General features: G+C 61.3%; 17 protein-coding genes. 12 read left to right on the forward strand and 5 right to left on the reverse strand.

Annotated elements, in window-relative coordinates; genetic code table 11:
- The first annotated feature begins 98 nt into the window (after positions 1 to 98).
- From ACP7BS_RS14240 to ACP7BS_RS14250, 3 genes are all read left to right on the forward strand, one after another.
- Positions 99 to 929 carry an NAD(P)H-binding protein gene (locus tag ACP7BS_RS14240; RefSeq protein WP_426238624.1) on the forward strand — a complete coding sequence of 277 codons (831 nt, stop codon included), beginning with the start codon at positions 99 to 101 and terminating at the stop codon, positions 927 to 929.
- Positions 929 to 1,411, forward strand: a complete 483-nt coding sequence (locus tag ACP7BS_RS14245; RefSeq protein WP_426238826.1) for a DUF1772 domain-containing protein — start codon at positions 929 to 931, stop codon at positions 1,409 to 1,411. Before ACP7BS_RS14240 ends, ACP7BS_RS14245 begins: the two co-directional genes overlap by 1 nt.
- A gap of 263 nt (positions 1,412 to 1,674) precedes the next feature.
- Positions 1,675 to 1,971, forward strand: coding sequence for a hypothetical protein (locus ACP7BS_RS14250; RefSeq protein ID WP_426238625.1), 297 nt, complete (start codon positions 1,675 to 1,677; stop codon positions 1,969 to 1,971).
- Positions 1,972 to 2,125: 154 nt separating this feature from the next.
- On the opposite strand, the gene ACP7BS_RS14255 is transcribed toward ACP7BS_RS14250, so the two are convergent.
- The gene (locus ACP7BS_RS14255) at positions 2,126 to 3,352 is read right to left on the reverse strand and encodes an ROK family transcriptional regulator (RefSeq protein WP_426238626.1); all 1,227 of its coding nucleotides are present in this window, start codon (positions 3,350 to 3,352) and stop codon (positions 2,126 to 2,128) included.
- Between the two features lie 235 nt (positions 3,353 to 3,587).
- Here ACP7BS_RS14255 and ACP7BS_RS14260 point away from each other — a divergent pair, with 235 nt between their 5' ends.
- The 8 genes from ACP7BS_RS14260 to ACP7BS_RS14295 all read left to right on the forward strand — a co-directional run bounded on the left by ACP7BS_RS14260 (position 3,588) and on the right by ACP7BS_RS14295 (position 11,643).
- On the forward strand, positions 3,588 to 4,826 hold the full coding sequence (locus ACP7BS_RS14260; RefSeq protein ID WP_426238627.1) for an extracellular solute-binding protein: 1,239 nt from the start codon (positions 3,588 to 3,590) through the stop codon (positions 4,824 to 4,826).
- A gap of 116 nt (positions 4,827 to 4,942) precedes the next feature.
- Positions 4,943 to 5,827 carry a carbohydrate ABC transporter permease gene (locus ACP7BS_RS14265; RefSeq protein WP_426238628.1) on the forward strand — a complete coding sequence of 295 codons (885 nt, stop codon included), beginning with the start codon at positions 4,943 to 4,945 and terminating at the stop codon, positions 5,825 to 5,827.
- The gene (locus ACP7BS_RS14270) at positions 5,827 to 6,672 is read left to right on the forward strand and encodes a carbohydrate ABC transporter permease (protein WP_426238629.1); all 846 of its coding nucleotides are present in this window, start codon (positions 5,827 to 5,829) and stop codon (positions 6,670 to 6,672) included. The genes ACP7BS_RS14265 and ACP7BS_RS14270 overlap by 1 nt, the downstream gene beginning before the upstream one ends.
- The gene (locus ACP7BS_RS14275) at positions 6,669 to 7,691 is read left to right on the forward strand and encodes an SIS domain-containing protein (RefSeq protein WP_426238630.1); all 1,023 of its coding nucleotides are present in this window, start codon (positions 6,669 to 6,671) and stop codon (positions 7,689 to 7,691) included. Before ACP7BS_RS14270 ends, ACP7BS_RS14275 begins: the two co-directional genes overlap by 4 nt.
- A 1-nt stretch (position 7,692) precedes the next feature.
- Complete coding sequence (locus tag ACP7BS_RS14280) at positions 7,693 to 8,628, forward strand: PfkB family carbohydrate kinase (RefSeq protein WP_426238631.1); 936 nt, start codon at positions 7,693 to 7,695, stop codon at positions 8,626 to 8,628.
- Positions 8,625 to 9,704: an ABC transporter ATP-binding protein gene (locus tag ACP7BS_RS14285; RefSeq protein ID WP_426238632.1), complete on the forward strand. Its 1,080-nt coding sequence runs from the start codon at positions 8,625 to 8,627 to the stop codon at positions 9,702 to 9,704. The genes ACP7BS_RS14280 and ACP7BS_RS14285 overlap by 4 nt, the downstream gene beginning before the upstream one ends.
- Before the next feature lie 84 nt (positions 9,705 to 9,788).
- Positions 9,789 to 10,892 carry a glycosyltransferase family 4 protein gene (locus tag ACP7BS_RS14290; RefSeq protein WP_426238633.1) on the forward strand — a complete coding sequence of 368 codons (1,104 nt, stop codon included), beginning with the start codon at positions 9,789 to 9,791 and terminating at the stop codon, positions 10,890 to 10,892.
- Positions 10,885 to 11,643, forward strand: coding sequence for a polysaccharide deacetylase family protein (locus ACP7BS_RS14295; protein WP_426238634.1), 759 nt, complete (start codon positions 10,885 to 10,887; stop codon positions 11,641 to 11,643). The genes ACP7BS_RS14290 and ACP7BS_RS14295 overlap by 8 nt, the downstream gene beginning before the upstream one ends.
- A gap of 10 nt (positions 11,644 to 11,653) precedes the next feature.
- Here ACP7BS_RS14295 and ACP7BS_RS14300 read toward each other — a convergent pair whose 3' ends face one another.
- Positions 11,654 to 12,484 (reverse strand): MBL fold metallo-hydrolase, encoded by an 831-nt coding sequence (locus ACP7BS_RS14300; RefSeq protein ID WP_426232682.1) that lies wholly within the window; start codon positions 12,482 to 12,484, stop codon positions 11,654 to 11,656.
- A gap of 229 nt (positions 12,485 to 12,713) precedes the next feature.
- Here ACP7BS_RS14300 and ACP7BS_RS14305 point away from each other — a divergent pair, with 229 nt between their 5' ends.
- Positions 12,714 to 14,492, forward strand: coding sequence for a metallophosphoesterase family protein (locus ACP7BS_RS14305; RefSeq protein WP_426238635.1), 1,779 nt, complete (start codon positions 12,714 to 12,716; stop codon positions 14,490 to 14,492).
- Here ACP7BS_RS14305 and ACP7BS_RS14310 read toward each other — a convergent pair.
- The 3 genes from ACP7BS_RS14310 to ACP7BS_RS14320 all read right to left on the reverse strand — a co-directional run bounded on the left by ACP7BS_RS14310 (position 14,489) and on the right by ACP7BS_RS14320 (position 18,399).
- Positions 14,489 to 14,950, reverse strand: coding sequence for a cyclic nucleotide-binding domain-containing protein (locus ACP7BS_RS14310; protein ID WP_426232771.1), 462 nt, complete (start codon positions 14,948 to 14,950; stop codon positions 14,489 to 14,491). The two genes, ACP7BS_RS14305 and ACP7BS_RS14310, sit on opposite strands and share 4 nt — an antisense overlap.
- A 123-nt stretch (positions 14,951 to 15,073) precedes the next feature.
- Entirely contained in the window at positions 15,074 to 17,791 is a 2,718-nt protein-coding gene (locus ACP7BS_RS14315) for an ABC transporter transmembrane domain-containing protein (RefSeq protein ID WP_426238636.1), read from the reverse strand.
- 8 nt (positions 17,792 to 17,799) lie between these two features.
- The gene (locus tag ACP7BS_RS14320; RefSeq protein ID WP_426238637.1) at positions 17,800 to 18,399 is read right to left on the reverse strand and encodes a hypothetical protein; all 600 of its coding nucleotides are present in this window, start codon (positions 18,397 to 18,399) and stop codon (positions 17,800 to 17,802) included.
- Positions 18,400 to 18,419 lie beyond the last annotated feature (20 nt).

Below are 18,419 nucleotides of genomic sequence, written 5' to 3' on the forward strand. Positions count from 1 at the left end.
TTGATCGAAATTTCGCTTGACGATCAAAATACGAGGGTTTATCACATTTGGCAAATGTGAGTATCACTCATATTGTTGAGATCAGCGGGAGCGAGACGATGAGCAACGAAACGATTTTGATCCTGGGTGGCAGCGGCAAGACCGGCCGCCGTGTGGCGGAGCGCCTGACGGCAGCAGGCAAAGATGTCCGGCTGGCGTCGCGCTCGACTGTTCCTGCGTTCGACTGGACAGATCCGTCGGGCTGGGCACCGGCGTTTGAAGGGGTCGATGCCGCCTATGTCAGCTACCAGCCGGATCTGGCCGTGCCGGGTGCCGTCGAGGCGATTGGTGCTTTGTCCCGGCTTGCGCTCAAAAAGGGCGTCCGGCATCTGGTCCTGCTTTCGGGACGTGGAGAAGACGAAGCCCTGGCGGCGGAAGAGGCATTGAAACAGTCCGGTATTGGCTACACCATCATCCGTGCCAGCTGGTTCTTTCAGAATTTCAGCGAGGCTTTCCTGCTTGACGGCATTCAGGCGGGTGAACTGGTTCTGCCGGTCGGCAATGTCAGGGAACCGTTCATCGATGCCGATGATATCGCCGATGTTGCGGTTGCGGCTTTGACGGGACCGGGACATGCCGGAAAAACCTATGAGGTGACGGGGGCGCAGTTGATGACATTCGGCGAGGCAGTGGCGGAGATCGCCCGGCAGACCGGACGCGATATCCACTTCACCACGGTCGATATCGGCGACTATGTCGCCATGCTGGAAGAAGCGCAGATTCCGGCAGATTATATCTGGCTGGTGCGATACCTTTTCACCACCGTGCTGGACGGCCGCAACGAGAGCGTGACGGATGATGTCCTGCAGGTGCTTGGCCGCCCGCCGCGCGGTTTTGCTGATTTTGCGCGTGAGGCTGCTGCAACGGGTGTCTGGGAGGGCCAGAAATGATTGCCGCACTTTTTCCCTGGCTGGTCTTTTCGGCCGTAATCGGGGCAGGGCTGAATGCGGGCCTGTTCTTCATCTTCTCGGTCTGCATCATGGCGGCGCTCGCCCGCTTGCCAGCTGAGCAGGGCATTGCCGCGATGCAGGCGATCAATGTGGTGATCCTCAATCCCTGGTTCCTCACCGCCTTCATGGGAACGGCGGTGCTGTCGCTCGTCCTCGCCGCCGGCGGCTTCGTCCAAGGCGGGCCGGCGCGTTTTTATCTGATTGCCGGTGGGCTGCTGTTTCTCGGTGGCGTGATCGCGGTGACGATGATCGTCAACGTGCCGATGAACAATGCGCTTGAGGCGTTGCAGCCGGGCAGCGAAGAGGCTGCTCGCCTGTGGACATCGACCACTCTCGTCGACTGGGTCCGGTGGAACCACGTGCGCACATTGTCGTCGATCGGCGCACTGGGGTGCTTCGTCCTGGCTTTTCGCGCGGCCTGACCATCAGCATAGTTTCCATCCCATTAAGGTTGGTTGTATTGCTGGCATTTTGGGAGGCATGAGTGGTTTTTGGTAAGGGGCAAAGCGCGGACACGAACGGGGGGTGGCGAAACCACTATCGGCGCATGCGTAGATGGGAAACGCGAAGTCTGGATGCCCTCCGAAATCGAGCTGAATCCGATTTTCATGAAACCATGGATTTTTCGTTGGCCTACTTTCTATGGTCTCACTCGTTGTTTGAATGGCTCTACGAAGACGGTGCCATGGATAAAGCAGAACTGTCTGAAAAGCTCAATCGCTATCCGGTATGGCCGCTTTGCAGAGATATCGCCAACCGAGTCCGGCATTTTGATCTTCGACACAGACCTACAGACAAGCACTGGTCCGCATATCGAGAATACTTGCCTTTTGAATCTCAGGTCGAGGGATGGGAGAAACATGCAGTCAATATCATGTTTGATGGAAGAAAATGGCGCATTGACGAAGCGATTTTTGCAGCGTCAAAGATGTGGGATGAAATACTTCAGGATCTATTGAACGAACCGCGTGTAGACGCGTGAGGGCAGAAGCGCGTCACGAAGGTTGAGCATATCGATTATCTTTTCCGTCGGCTCTTCAGCGTTACTCAGGTAATTCTCCGAGTGAATAATGGGATTTGCCTAGGGCAATACGCCTTGGAAAAGGTCGGCAGATTTGAAATTAATGTATCACACGTCAGTCCAGCGCATTGGCCCGCGTCTTCAGGATGGCCGAGAAGCGCGGGTCGAAGGCGCGGCTGATCGGCTCAGCCGCTGCACCCAGTGCGACGGACCACGGATCTGTCATGCCGAGTTGAAGACGGGGTATCGATCGGCCCGGGCGGTTGGCGTTGGATGGAAGCAGCGGGTGGATGGCCTGCAGAAGCTTGCGGGTCAGCGCCTCCGGTCCTGTGGAGCAGAGGATGACGGTCTGCGGATCGAAGACCGTCTCGATGATCTGCACGCCCCAGCGCAATTCTTCGGCGGCGGCATCGATCCATGAGGCCAAAGCCGGATCGCCGGTATTGACCAGCATGGTCAGCCGTTCCGGCAGGCCGGGATCGGACGGGTCGGCGCCGAGATGCTGGTAGAGCGAGGCAAGCGACGCGCGGTGTTCAAGCGACGTCTGGTCCGGACGCCGCAGTGTGGGGGGTAAAAGCACCATGCCGATTTCACCGGCATTGCCGTTGGTGCCGGCATAGAGTTCACCATTCAGAATGAGGCCAGCGCCGATACCGTAGCCGACATAGAGGCAGACGGCGTGATCGAGGCCGTGGGCGGCACCCACCATGCGCTCGGCGGTGGCGCAGGCGGCGGCGTCGTTCTGCAACGCCACTTCCAATCCGGTGCCGGCGGCCAGCGTTTCGAGCAGCGGAAAATTCTGCCAGGCGGCCATCATCCACTGATCGTCATTGTCGGTCGCAAGGCCAAACGGACCCGGCATGGCGACGCCGAGACCGACGAGCCGCTTCTCTGCCTGTTCCGCACTGCCGGCAAGTTCGGTGCGGACCTGTTCGATCAGGTCGAGAATGACCTTGGCGCCGGTGGCCGGGCCGCCCGGCGGCAGGTTGGCGTGGGCGCGCACCAGAACGGTGCCGACGAGATCCACCGCGATCGCCCGTGTCACGTGCCGGTCGATCTGCAGGCCGATGGCAAAGGCGCCGTCCGGCACCAGCCGGTAGGGGGTCGAGGGCTGGCCACGGCCGTTGCGCACGGCGGTGAGCGATACCACCAGTCCGTCCCGTTCCAGATCCTCGATGATGTTGGACACGGTCTGCTTGGTCAGCTTCGTTGCGCGGGCAAGATCGGCGCGCGACAATTGCCCGTTCAGCCGCAGCGCATCGATCATCACACGGCGGTTGTGGGCGCTGGTGCCCTCCTGATTGGTGCCGCTTTTGGCCCGGATCGGTCGCATCTCATTCATCCCGCGAAATCCTCTTGACACCATTAGATTATTCAACAAGACTTAAGTCAACGCAATTGACTTAATAAAGAAGCCGCAGAGCTTTTAGGGAACAAACGGCGGCACGGGACCAGTCCTAGTGGCCGCGCAACACTTCGACAAGGCATGCCGTAGACCGCTTTCAAGCGGTTTGGCGGAAAGGCGGGTGTTTTCGCGCGCCGACGAGACGACTGTTGTTATCACTGGAGAGAAGAACATGCTGAAAGCCAAACGCAATGCGCTGATGGGGGCCGCGCTGGTCGGCGCCTTTTTTGCAACAAACGCCTATGCCGAAACGACGCTCAATGCGTTGTTCATGGCGCAGGCCGCCTATAGCGAAGCCGATGTCCGGGCCATGACCGACGCCTTCGCCAAGGCCAATCCGGACGTCAAGGTCAATCTGGAATTCGTGCCTTACGAAGGCCTGCACGACAAGACCGTGTTGGCGCAAGGGTCGGGCGGCGGCTACGATGTCGTGCTGTTCGACGTGATCTGGCCGGCCGAATATGCCAGCAACAAGGTTCTGGTCGACGTGTCCTCGCGCGTCACCGACGACATGAAGAAGAACGTGCTGCCCGGTGCCTGGACGACGGTTCAATATGACGGCGCCTATTACGGCATGCCGTGGATTCTCGATACGAAATACCTGTTCTACAACAAGGAAATCCTCGAAAAAGCCGGCATCAAGACGCCGCCGAAGACCTGGGACGAACTGGCCGAACAGGCCAAGACCATCAAGGACAAGGGCCTTCTCGCCACCCCGATCGCCTGGAGCTGGTCGCAGGCGGAAGCGGCTATCTGCGACTATACCACGCTGGTCAGCGCCTATGGCGGCGATTTCCTGAAGGATGGCAAGCCCGACTTCCAGACCGGTGGCGGCCTCGATGCGCTGAAATACATGGTGTCGAGCTATTCCTCCGGCATCTCCAACCCGAATTCCAAGGAGTTTTTGGAGGAGGACGTCCGTAAGGTATTCGAGAACGGCGAAGCCGCTTTCGCGCTGAACTGGACCTACATGTACAATCTCGCCAATGCCGGCAAGGACAGCAAGGTTGCCGGTAAGGTCGGCGTCGTTCCGGCGCCGGGCGTTTCCGGCAAGAGCGAGGTTTCGGCCGTCAACGGCTCGATGGGCCTTGGGATCACTGCCACCAGCAAACATCCGGACGAGGCCTGGAAATACGTCACCTTCATGACCTCGCAGGCCGTGCAGAACCAGTATGCCAAGCTCAGCCTGCCGATCTGGGCATCGTCTTATGAAGACGCGGCCGTCAGCAAGGATCAGGAGGAACTGATCGCCGCTGCCAAGCTGTCGCTGGCTGCCATGTATCCGCGCCCGACGACGCCGAAGTACCAGGAGCTTTCCGTCGCGTTGCAGCAAGCCATCCAGGAAGCGCTGCTTGGCCAGACAAGTCCGGAGGATGCCCTGAAGACCGCCGCCGAGAATAGCGGTCTCTAAGACGCCGGGTCCGCCCTTCGTCTCGCATCCACCGATCTCCGGGCGGCACCCTCCCTGCCGCCCGGACCCCTTGATCGCCCCTTGTATCCCATGATTTTTTCAGGAAGAGTTGCCCCATGTCCGGGACATCGATGACCACACGTGCATGGCTGCTGATGCTGCCGCTGCTCGCCGTCATGATCGCCGTCATCGGCTGGCCGCTCGCCGATACGGTCGGGCTTTCCTTCACCGATGCCAAGCTGGTCGGCACGGCCGGCAATTTCGTCGGCGTCGACAATTACGTGAAGATGCTGACCAGCGCAAATTTCCAGCGCACGCTGACGACGACAACGATCTTTGCAGTCGTCTCGGTCTTTGCCGAAATGGTTCTCGGTGTTCTGGCGGCCCTTCTGCTCAATCAGCAATTTTACGGCCGCACCGTGCTGCGCGCTTTGATGATCCTGCCCTGGGCATTGCCGACCGTGGTCAATGCCACGCTCTGGCGGCTGATCTACAATCCGGAATATGGCGCGCTGAACGCTGCCTTGATGCAGATCGGCATGCTGGATGCCTACCGTTCCTGGCTGGGCGAACCGGGCACGGCGCTTACGTCGCTGATCATCGCCGATTGCTGGAAGAACTTTCCGCTGGTGGCGTTGATCGCGCTCGCCGCCCTGCAGGCCGTGCCGCGCGATATCACCGCCGCTTCGCTGGTCGATGGCGCTGGGCCGTTTGCCCGTTTCCGCTTCGTCATCCTGCCCTATCTCGCCGGACCGCTGATCGTGGCGCTGGTGCTTCGAACCATCGAGGCCTTCAAGGTGTTCGACATCATCTGGGTGATGACCCGCGGCGGACCCGCCAACAGCACGCGCACGCTGTCGATCCTCGTCTATCAGGAGGCGTTTTCCTTCCAGCGGGCAGGCTCCGGTGCCTCGCTGGCGCTGATCGTCACGCTCCTGGTGGCGGTTCTGGCGGCGGCCTATGCCGTGCTTGTCCGGCGAACTGCGGGGAGCACGGCATAATGGAGCGCAAGAGTTTTCTATTTTCCGTCTTCCTCCATGCCTGCGCGCTTTTGCTGGCGGTCATCATCCTTGCGCCGGTCGTCTGGCTGTTCATCATGAGCATCTCGCCGGCTGGCGATCTCACGGCCAAGCCGCTTGTCTGGTGGCCGCAGACGGTGGATTTTTCGCGCTATGGAATATTGCTGTCCAGCGTCGAAAACAGTGCCGGGGCTGCCTTCGTCGCGTCGCTGGTGAACAGTATCCTGGTTTCCGGCATGGCGACCTTTGCGGCGCTGGCGCTTGCCATTCCGGCCGCCTGGGCGGTGTCGCGGACGCCGTCGGTCGGCTGGTCGCTCTATATGGTGATCGCCACCTATATGCTGCCGCCGGTGGCGCTGGCGGTGCCGCTTTATTTCGGGCTTGCGCATCTCGGCCTGCTCAACAGCGTTTTCGGTCTGGCGCTGGTCTATCTGACCATCCTTGCGCCATTTACCACCTGGCTGATGAAATCCGGCTTCGATGCCATTCCGAAGGAGATCGAGGCGGCGGCGATGATGGATGGGGCGGGGTTGTTTGCCACCCTGCGGATCATCACCTTGCCGCTGGCGGCCCCTGTCATGGCGACGTCGGCGCTATTTGCCTTCCTGCTCGCCTGGGATGAATTCTTCTACGCGCTGCTGTTCACCTCGGACCTGCGCGCCAAAACGCTGACCGTTGCCATCGCAGATCTCGCCGGTGGCCGCGTTTCCGATTACGGACTGATCGCAACTGCGGGCGTGCTGGCCGCCCTGCCGCCCGTGGTGATCGGTCTTGTCATGCAACGCGCCCTGATTTCCGGGCTCACCAGCGGCGGCGTCAAGGGATGAACATGACCTCAAACGATGACCGCCCGATCGGGCTTCAGGCGATCGATCGCGAAATGGCAAGGCAGAATGCTGATGCCATCGCGTCCTTCGAGAGCGCAGACGACAGAGCCAAGGCGATCGCAAAATCGTTGCGCGAAACCGGCGGCCTGCTTTTGCTCGGCATGGGAGGGTCGCATGCCGTCAACCGGGCTGTCGAGCCGCTTTACCGGGCGCTTGGCATCGAAGCGATTGCCGTCACCCTCTCCGAACAGCTGGGTATGCCGCTTGCGATCGAAGGCCGTACTGTTTTGATTACCTCGCAATCGGGCGAGAGTGCTGAAGTTCTGCGCTGGTTTTCGGAAACCGGTGGATCGGAGGATACCTTCGGTCTGACGTTGGAAGGCACATCCTTTCTGGCTGGAGCCGCGCCTTGCCTCGTTGGCGCGGGCGGCACGGAACTCGCCTTTGCCGCGACGCGCAGCCTGACGGTCAGTTTCGCGCTGCATTTGGCGGTGCTCTCGGCGCTCGGGGAAAATCCGGCACCGGCGCTGGCCGTGCTTGCGGCGCCCGCCACCAACGATATCATCGCAGCGCTTGCCGCTTTTGAAAATGTCGCAACCGTGGTCACGTCGGGCCGCCGTCTGCAGGGGCTGGCGGAAGCGCTGGCATTGGGGCTGACCGAGCTGTCGCGCTATCCCTGTTTTTCGCTGGAGGGCGGACAGCTTCGGCATGGCCCGATGGAAATGCTCGGCCCGAAGGTCGGCGTCGTGCTGTTGCGCGGCAATGATGCGACCGCCGATCTGGTGACGGCGATGGCTGTGTCGGCGGTGGAGACGGGGGCTCCGGTCATCATGTTCGATGCGTCCGGTCAGCCGCCGGTGGAGGGGGCGACGACACTCAGCTTCGCACCGGCAACGGGGCTTGCGGCAATCTTCGCGATGCTGCCGGTGGCCCAGCGCTTCATGATCGCCTTTGCCGAAGCCCGCGTCGACAATGCCGGAACGCCGGTGCGTTCCACCAAGATTACCCGGAGCGAATGACATGCGTCCGCTTGCCGTGATCGGAAACGTCAATGTCGACCTGATCCTCGGGCCAGCGGAGCCCTGGCCGAAGGCCGGAACGGAGATCATCGTCGATCACGACGAATTGCGGGTCGGCGGCTCGGCTGGCAATGCAGCTCTTGCCTGGAAGGCGCTCGGGGTCGATTTCGATATCGCCGCCAATACCGGTACCGACGAATTCGGCCGCTGGCTGCGCGAGGCCTTTGGCCGCCAGGCGGAGAAATGGCCGATCCGCCCGGAGGGAACGACGCTCTCGGTCGGCATCACCCATCCCGACGGCGAGCGGACGTTTTTCACAACGCGCGGACATCTGCCGCGGTTTTCGCTCGATTGCGTGTTCGCAACTCTCGACGGTGTCCGGCTGTCCGGTGGCTTCGCGCTGCTCTGCGGCTCGTTCCTCACCGACGATCTGACCACGGATTACCCCTCTCTATTCGATTGGGCCGACACGCATAACATTACGCTGGCGCTTGATACCGGCTGGCCGCTCGATGGCTGGACGGAGAAAAACCGGCAGGCGACGCGCGGCTGGCTGTCGCGCTGTGGCTGCGCGCTGTTGAACGCGGTGGAATCGACAACACTGTCCGGCCTTGACGACCCCATTGAGGCCGCCCGTGAACTCAAGCGTCATATGCCGGCGAATGCGATCGTCGTCGTCAAGCGGGGTCCGGATGGGGCGTTGGCGATCGGTGCCGATGGCGCGCTGGTGTCCGTGACGGCACCGAGCGTTGCGGTTGTCGATACAATCGGCGCCGGTGATGTCTTCAATGCGGCGTTTCTGGCGGCGCTGGCAGACGGCAAGCCGCTTGCGGATTGTTTGCAGGCTGGAACAACTGTCGCCTCGCGCGCAATTTCCACGCTTCCCCGCAACTATGGTGGCCCTTTGGCGACTGCTACCGGAGAGACCGCATCATGAGCGCGCTCGAAATCGAGAATATCCGCAAGACCTATGGCGCCCTCGAGACCCTGAAGGGCATCGACATCTCGCTGGAAAGCGGCGAGTTCCTGGTGCTGCTTGGGTCGTCGGGTTGCGGCAAGTCGACCTTGCTCAACATCATCGCCGGCCTTGCCGACGCATCGGGTGGCGATATCCGGATCGGTGGCCGCTCGATCCTTGGGGTGCATCCGAAGGACCGCGACATCGCCATGGTGTTCCAGTCCTATGCGCTTTATCCGAACCTCTCCGTTCACCGCAACATCGGCTTCGGGCTGGAGATGCGCAAGGTGCCTGCGGCAGAGCGGGAGAAGGCAGTGCAGGAAACCGCCAAGCTGCTGCAGATCGAGAATTTGCTGGACCGCAAGCCCGGCCAGCTTTCCGGCGGCCAGCGTCAGCGCGTGGCGATCGGCCGGGCGCTGGTGCGCAAGCCGCAGGTCTTTTTGTTCGACGAACCACTGTCCAATCTCGACGCCAAGCTGCGGATGGAGACGCGCACCGAGCTGAAACGGCTGCACCAGATGCTCGGCACCACGATTGTCTACGTTACCCACGACCAGATCGAGGCGATGACGCTGGCGACGCGGATCGCGGTGATGCGCAACGGCCGGATCGAGCAGCTCGGCACGCCGGAGGAGGTCTATGACCATCCGGCAACGCTTTATGTCGCCGGTTTCGTCGGCTCGCCGCCGATGAATGTGCTGGATGGCGTGGTCACAAGCGAAGGCGTGCATCTGGACGGATCGGGTGCCATCATCGCCCTGCCGGCCCGGCTCAAGAATGCAGCACCATTGGGACGGCGGGTCAAGCTCGGCGTGCGCCCGGAAGCGCTTCAGCTGACAGGGGACGTGTCCGAGAGCCCGGTGCTCGACGTCGAGATCGAGGTTGTCGAACTGACCGGCCCGGAACTGGTGGTGACGGGCCGCGTCAGCGGCCAGCGGGTCACCGCTTGCCTGCCGCCGCGCACCAAGCTTACGGTCGGCATGAAGCACGCTTTCGGCTTCGACGAGGATGCGCTGCATCTATTCGACGCGCAGACCGAACTGGCGCTCGGCTGACCGGGGCTGCCGGTCCGCGCCGGTTGCAAACAACGCTGCAGGCCCGGTTCCCAAGCGTGATGCTATGTTCTAGAAACGCATCTGATGAAGATCGCATTCTATAGTCCGCTCAAATCCCCCAATCATCCCGTTCCCTCCGGCGACAGGTTGATGGCGCGCCTGTTGATGGCGGCGCTGGTTAAGGCGGGGCACGAGGTGGAGATCGCTTCGGAGCTGCGGGCTTTTTTGCCGGATGCTTCGGCGGATGCGATCGCGGCGCGGGCTGCGGCGATGAACGCGGAGCGGGCGCGGATTTCGGCGCTGTGGCGAGAGCGTGGCGCCCCGGATCTGTGGTTTTGCTACCATCCCTATTACAAGGCGCCGGATCTGCTTGGCCCGGAACTCGGCCGCGAATTTGGCCTGGGCTATGTCACGGCGGAAGCGTCCTATTCGGCACGGCGCAACAACGGGTTGTGGGCGGAGATGCAGCAGCATGTGCTGGATGCCGTGCAGCAGGCTGCGGTAAACATCTGCATGACCCGGCGTGATTTCGACGGGCTTGCGGCAGTGGCGCCCGAGGCATGTCTGGCCTTGCTGCCGCCGTTCATCGATCCGGCCTTGTTTCTCGAAAAACAGCCTAAGCCTGAACCCAGGCGGCTAATCACCGTGGCGATGATGCGGTCCGGCGACAAGATGGACAGCTATGTGATGCTGGCCGCTGCCCTGTCGCGGTTGAAACATCTGCCATGGCAATTGTCGGTGGTCGGTGACGGCCCGCGCGCTGCCGATGTTCGCGCCTTGTTTGCCGGGTTCGACGAAGACCGGGTCATCTGGCGTCGCCAACAGCCGGCAGCCGAGATCGCCGAGCTTCTGTCACGCTCTACGCTCTATGTCTGGCCGGGCTGCGGCGAGGCCTATGGACTTGCCTATCTCGAGGCGCAGGCCGCTGGTCTGCCCGTTGTCGCGCAAGAGATTGCCGGTGTGCCGGAGGTGGTGATACACGGCAAAACGGGCCTTTTGACACCGGTGGGGGATGTTGATGCCTATGCGCAGGCGATCGAGCGGCTGTTGACGGCTGATGATGAGCGGGCAGTGCTTGCACGTGCGGCAAGGTCCTTTGCCGGCGAGGAGCGTTCGCTCGACCGGGCGGCCGTGCGGTTGAGTGCCATTCTGGACGGATACATAGAACGGGCACAGCATGATGGATGAATTCAAAACAGTGATTGGCGGGGAACTGGACCGCTGGCACCAAGCGGGCAAGGTTGCGCAGTTCTGGCTGCGGGATGACGATGCCATCGAGCCGACTGGGCCGCTTGACCGGTTGCTGGACATATCGGCCGCGTTCGCCGTGCCGCTCACCCTGGCCGTCATTCCGGCTCATACCGGCGAGGCGCTCGCCGATAGGCTGCGGCGGGAACCGTTATGTTCCGTCGCAGTGCATGGCTGGTCGCACCGGAACCACGCAGGACCTGATGAAAAAAAGCAGGAGCTTGGCCGGCATCGCCCGGCGGCTGACGTGCTTGCCGAGTTGAAGCGGGGTTTTGATCAGCTCGCCGAATTGCACCGCGAGCAGTTCGTGCCGATGCTGATCCCGCCGTGGAACCGGATCGACGCGGCGCTGGTGCCGCAACTGACCGGGCTCGGCTATAGTGCGCTCTCCGTCTATGGACCGGAAAAGCCGGCTGCGTTGCCGCTGGTCAATACGCATGTGGATGTGATGGACTGGCATGGCACGCGGGGCGGGCGCGATCGGCAGGCGCTGGCCGTCGAGATCGCCGCGCGCTTGCGGTTCATGTTCGATCATGGCGGGGCGATGGGGCTTTTGACCCATCACCTGGTTCATGACGAAGCTGTCTGGGATTTCATGACGGCGCTGTTTACGGTGACGGCGGATCATCCCGCCTGCCGCTGGACGCCGGTTGCGGAAATCCTGCGACAACAGCACACGCCAGTCGGGTAAAATCGCCGTCTCAGAGATCGATGACCTGACCGTCGCGGGCGGTGATGGCGCCGGCGAAATCCTGTTCGGCGAGCCTCTGGATTTCGTCAAGCTCGCTGTCGGTGCGCAACGGCGAATGGTGGATGAAGGCTACCCGCTTGGCCTTTGCCGTCTTGGCAAGCCGGATGGCCTGCTGCCAGGAGGAATGGCCATAGCCGACATGGCGATGCATTTCATCGTCGGTGTACATGCAATCGTAGAGGAAGAGATCGGCGCCATCGATCAGGTCGAGCACGGCGGGATCGAGCGTGCCGGGCTTGTGTTCGGTGTCGGTGACGAGCGCCACCGCGCGGCCACCCCATTCGACGCGGTAACCGATCGCGCCGCCCGGATGGTTGAGGCTGCCGGTGCGGATCGTGACGCCGGGATAGGGGACCAGCGCATCGCCGGAGCGGAAGTCGCGACAGTTGATGCAGGCGCGGCAGATATCCGGTTCGACAGGGAACCATGGCGGCCGCATGAACTCGCCGATCATCTGGCGGGTGGACATGCGTCCGGCCAGGTGCCCGGACCACAGGGTCACCGAAGCATGCGGATCAAACAGGGCCGGCAGATAGGGCAGGCCGACAATATGGTCGTAATGGCAGTGGGTGAAGAACAGATTGAAATCGGAGACACCCTCGGACTTCAAGGCCTGGCCGGCGGGCATCAATCCGGAGCCTGCGTCGAACAATAGCCTGTGAGGACCGCATTGCATCTCGATGCAGATGGTGTTGCCGCCATAGCTCTGGAATTCGGCACCCGAGACCGGGAGGCTGCCGCGCACTCCCCATAACCGCACCCGAAACACGTTTTCGTTCACTCTCTCGCCTCAGTCACGAAAAGCCGTTTTGCCTTTCCGTCTGCAACTGTCCCATTTAATTCTTAAGGTCGTCTTTTTACCGGGCCCGATTAACCAAGCCTCATTTCCGCCATGTTAGCCAAACTGCCTGGGTTAAGCGAGACATCAATTCGCTTTTTCTTTCCATATGTGCCAGAGACGACAGGAAACGAATCCGGTTTGAACACGCAGACGGAAAATACTGAAAGAAATGCTGCCCTTAGAGTATCCGCGCATTGCCGTTATCGCCGACGCGCATTTCCATGATCTCTATGCCGATTACGGCTTTCCCGGCATTGCTCAAGATGATCGCCGGCTGACGTTCAGGCTGCTGGCCGACACGGCCCGCTCGACGCGCGTTTTCAACGAGAGCTACTTCGCATTCCACCACGCGCTCGACGATGTCGCCGAACGCGGCATCCGCCATGTCGTGCTGCTCGGCGATTATTCCGACGACGGACAGGTGGAGACCGTCAGCGGCGTGAAGCGGGTGCTCGACAGTTATGCGGCCCGGTTCGGCATGCGGTTTTATGCCACCGTCGGCAATCACGATATTTTTGGGGCGGACGGACGCCACCGTTCCAAGCGCTTCCTCAACGAAGACGGTGGCTACAGCATCCTCAGCAGCGACCCGCATCTGCGCGACCGTGGCGCGCATACAGTCATCGCCAGCGACCGGATGTATTGCAAGGGTTATCCGGACGGGCTCGATGCCATGGCGGATTTCGGATTTTACCCGCGCACCGGCGACCTGCATTGGGAAACGCCTTTCGGCATCGATGGCGATCCGGCGGCGCGGTTCTATGAGGTAAATTCGCCGGATGGAAACACCACGCGCCGGCTGATGGATGCGTCCTATCTGGTCGAACCCTTTGCCGGTGTCTGGCTGCTGATGATCGATGCCAATGTTTTCGTTCCCGTCGATGGGGTGACGCCCGGCGAGGAGGGCGATCTTGCCGACAGCACCGGTGCCGGCTGGAATGCGATGCTGGTTCACAAGCGGTTCGTTCTCGACTGGATGGCGGATGTTGCCCGGCGCGCGCGGCTTGAAGGCAAATGCTTGCTGGCGTTTTCGCACTATCCCGTTCTCGATCCGCTCGATGACACGGTCGAGGACGAGGTGGCGCTGCTCGGCCGGACAGGCATGGTGGAGCGCATTCCAAAGATCGATGTGGCAGAGGCGCTGATCGCTGCGGGCATCGATATCCATTTCAGCGGGCATCTGCATGTCAACGACACGGCGCAGTACCGCAGCGGCGGCCGTTTCCTGACCAATGTCGCCATGCCGTCGCTCGTTGCCTTTCCCGGAGCCTACAAGGTGCTGACGATCGATGATAAGCGTATCGATATCGAGACGGTCGGGATCGAGGCGATGCCGATCGATGACGATTTGCGGCAGGGCTATCGGCGGGAGGTTTTGCCGTCGCGGCTGGAAGCGGGCGGTTTGCTCGAGGTCGATGACTACGGCGGTTTCCTGTTCGCGCATCTCGGTCATCTGGTCGGACGGCGGTACCTCAAGCGGGAATGGCCGAAGGATATCGCAGCGATGATCCGCGCTCTCGATCTTGCCGATCTGGCGACGCTGGCGCTGATCGAAGAACCGGTGGCCGCTGTGGACGCAATGGCGGCAATCGCCGCTGCCCGCACGGACATGAGCCTGCAACAGCGGCTTTCGGCGCATTTGCTGAAACACGGATCCGAGATCGGGGCGCTGCACGGAATTTCCGCACTGGAATTTCTCGCGGACTGGTACCGGCTGCGGATGGGCAGCGAACTGGCGCTGGACTGGATCAACGAGCAGAAGATCGCGTCCTATCTGGCTGTGGGAAACCTGTTTGCCGATCGCGACGGAGACGGGCCGGATGCGGTACAGGCGCAGTTCACCCTGATATTCCGGATGTTCTCGAACTATATCTCCGGCCTGCCGTCGCGCAATTTCAGCATCGACCGTATCACCGGGGTGATCGAACCGACTTTACGGACATCCTAATCGGCCTTGCGTGCGCGGCTGCGGGCTTCGGACAGTTCGCTGGTCGTGTGGCTGAGGCGATCGGCCAGAACCCGCATGATCTCGATGGTGATTTCTGGAAAATCGGTAAGCAGCTTGAGGAAATGCTCCTTGCGGATGCGCAGGGCTTCCAGCGGCGTCGTCGTTTGCACCGTGGCTGTTCGCGACACGTCGCAGAGAATGGCGATCTCGCCGACGATGGAATTGGTCTCAACTTCGGCGATCTTGATCGGGCCAGTCGAGGAATCGACCAGGATATCCGCCTTGCCGGCCAGGACGACATAGGCCGCGTCGCCGGTATCGCCCTGATGGAAGATGGCTTCGCCGGGATCGTAGCTGACACGGTCGGACGTGAACGCGAGAAGCTTCAGCTTGCCCGGTTCGACATTCGAAAACAGCGGCACGCGCCGCAGCATTTGAACTTCATCCTTCAGAAGCATAATCGTGCCCATTCCCCATTTTCTTCCTCCCGGGTCATTCACTGGCGATGGTCGCCATCACCGTCATCGGGAAGACCGTCCTTGCCTGCATCCCCATCGCACGCATGGACTTCTTCACTGACATTATGATGACACAAGCTCTTTAAAGATACCGTTATTCTCGACCAGCGCTGCATGTGTTCCTTCTTCCACAAGGAAGCCCCTGTCGAAGACCAGAACACGATCGAACAGGCTGGAAAGTGCCGTGTTCGAAAGGACCCAGACGACAGCCGGATCGCGGCCGTCGCGGCGTACCAGCTTGAGCACATCGCGGACGATCTCGTCCTGCAGGCGATGGTCGAGGCCGGGCAGGGGCCTGTTGAAGATGTAATATTCCGAACGCCGGATCAGGGCGCGTGCCAGATTGAGTTTCTGGCGCTGCACCGCCGTCAAACGCTTGCCGCCGGCGCCGAGATTGAAATCGAGCCCGATATCGATGACCCGCTCCAAAAGGCCGAGAGAATTCAAAAGCGAGGTGACGATGGAGCGAATGCGCTTGGATCCGTCGGTATGCTTGTGGCTGATGCGGCCGAACAGGATGTTGTCCATCAGGCTTGCCGACGCCAGATAATGTTCCGGGTCATAGCGCTCGATATCGCCACGCATATTCTCCGGCAGCCCGTCATGGAATTGACGGCGGACATCGACGATCTTGGCCATCAGCTCGTCGGTCAAAAGACCGAAACGATGCCGTGGCTCGATATAGCGGAAACTCAGGCGAATGATCTGGCCGCGATCATCTTCGGATGCCGCGTCAAAGCCCTTGCCCTTCAGCTTCTGCAGCAGCAACTGGTATTCGGGAATGTCGTCCGCCGTCATGAAGGTCAGCTGCTGGAAGAACGGATGATCCGGCGGCAGATCGGCGAAAAGCTCGACCGCATTCTCGGCGATGCTGTAACCCATGTCGAACAGGATGCGATCGAGACCGGAGCGGCCGACGACGGATCGGAAATACGCGTTCTTGCCGATGGCCTTGCCGATCAGCGCCGGCCCGGTTGCCGTGCCGAACAACAGGTTTTCGCCGACCGTCGCCTCGGTATTGTAGGCACCCGGCTCGAACGAGACGACGAGGCTGCTGAGGCCCGCTTCTTCCAATTCCTCGCGAAGGGCGTGGCGCATCTCGACGATGCCCTCGGTCAGACCCGGATACTCGTTCGGAGACACGGTGCTGCGCAGGGCAAGGTCGAGAATGTCCTTCGACAATTGAACCGTATCAAGCACCGAGAGAACCGGCGCGAACAGATCGTCGCGGTTCGTCGCATTGGCCGCATCGTAGTCGATCCAGTCGCTGTTGACGTCATAGTCCGGATTTCCGGCCAGTTTCGCCTCGTTGATCTGCCATTTGCGATGCGCAGCGCCGCTGCCCTCATACACGGCGTCCTTCAGCGGCGCATGTTTGAGGCCGTAAAGCAGGTTGTCCCGCAAGCTGCCGTAGAAGAAATAGGCGTCCGAGGAAACATAGGAGATCGCCCGTCCGGTCACCGATTCCGGCAGTTCCAGAAGGTCCTCGCCGCCTGCCGTCACCTTGCCGCTCTCCGGCCATGTGAGGCGCGCGAACGCTTCCGCCAGCATGTCGCCGCCGCCGGCGGCGCCGCCGACGATCGCGACGGTCTCGCCGGGATGAATCTGCACCGACACCCGCTCCAGAAGCTTGGCGCCGCTATCGTCGGCAAGCGACAGATTGACCGCTGCCAGGGGGGGCTTCAACGAACCGGCATTCTTGATGGCGATCGCCTGAATGGCCGGGTCGATGGTGTTGTCGACGCTGAACTGCTCGACCACCTGGACATATTTCACCTGGACGTCCTGGCGGGTCTGGTCCCAGTCGATCAGGTCCTTCAGCGGACCGGGCAGGTCCTTGTAGGCACTGATCACGGCGATCAGCTGGCCGATATCGAGACGCCCCTGCAGCGCCAGATAACCGCCGATGCAATAGAACAGGAACGGGGTGAGCTGGGCGAGGAAGTTGTTGATGAACTTGACCAGGAATTTCCACTGGTAGAGGTCGTAGCGGATCTTGAAGATGCGGCCGAGACGCGAGGCGATATCGGCGCGCTCGAAGTTGGATGTGTCATAGGCGTGGATCGTGCCGATGCCATCGACGATCTCGCTGACCCGGCCAGCCAGTTCGCGGGCGGTGATCTGGCGTTCGCGGCCGAGTACCAGCAGGCGCCGGCGCATGCGCGGAATGATGATTGCCTGGACGCCGACCATGACGGCGGCGATCAGGCCGAGCCAGGTATTTTGCATGAAGATGAAGAACAGGGCCGTCAAGGCCTGCCCGCCGAGCAGCGCCGGCTGGACGAAAGCATCGCCGGTGAAGCCGCCGAGAGGCTCCACTTCGTCCTTGACCATGCTGGACACTTCCGCGCCCTTCATGCGTTTGAACTGGCCGGGCGGAAAACGCAGGATCCGGTCGACGAGTTCGAAGCGGATGCGGCGCAACAGGCGCTCGCCGAGCCGGCCCTTATAGGTGTTGATATAGAACTTGAAGAGACCGTTGATGATCACCAGCAGCAGGAAAACCATGCTGAGCGCAAACAGGGTCTGCATGCGGGTCAGATCGACGCCGTCAAACAGCGTCACGGTTCCAAGCCATGGCAGGTCGAAACTGATATTCATGAAGGTTTGGGTGGCGCCCGGCTGGTCGAACCCCTGGCCCTGGATCGGCCCGTTGACGATCTGCTTGGGCAGGTCGAACGACAGGAAATAGGGGATCATCGAGACGGCGACGACCAGAAGGATCCAGAGCTGCTGGCCTCTTGTGTGCGTCCAGATGTAGCGGGCTATGCTTTTTTCCATGGGGAGATTCAACTGGCCGTGTAGCGGGTGTCAAGGACGTAGAAGCGCCGGGCAGCATAGGGCGTGCCGGCGATCTCCGGGTCGTGCAGGTGAAGATCGAACTGTCCGCGGATCGTCACGGCCGGGCGGCTGACGATGTGCGGCACTTGGGAGGCGGCGCGTTCAAGCTCCGGCGCGTATTCGATCACGACGGTCTTGGCGTTTTCGATCAGCGAAAACAGCAGATCGCCGAGCGGATCCTTGCGGCCGAAGGGTTTTAGCGAATAGCCGAGCAGGACGAGCCCGTAGCTTCCCGGTTGATAATGATAGTCGATCTGCTGGAACTTGGCCGGAATATGCCGGACATGGCATTGTTGTCCGTTCAGTTCGTTCGCCTCATAGGCCTCGGTCTTCGGATCGACGGAGGTGACCGATAGCGGATGGTGGGTCAGATAAGGGGTGATGGGCCGGATATGGCCACCGATTTCCAGGATGTGCGGGCAGTCGCGCATGAAGTGGGCGGCAAAGACCTGCCGCATGGTTGCCCCCAACCCTGCCAGATGCGGTATGTCCTTTCCCGCCTCCATGGGCGGGGAACCGGAGGCGGCATCCTTCAGGTTGACTTGCATTCCTTGCACTCCAGAAAAGT

Source organism: Pararhizobium sp. DWP1-1-3 (genome assembly GCF_049896125.1).
GTDB lineage: Bacteria > Pseudomonadota > Alphaproteobacteria > Rhizobiales > Rhizobiaceae > Pararhizobium.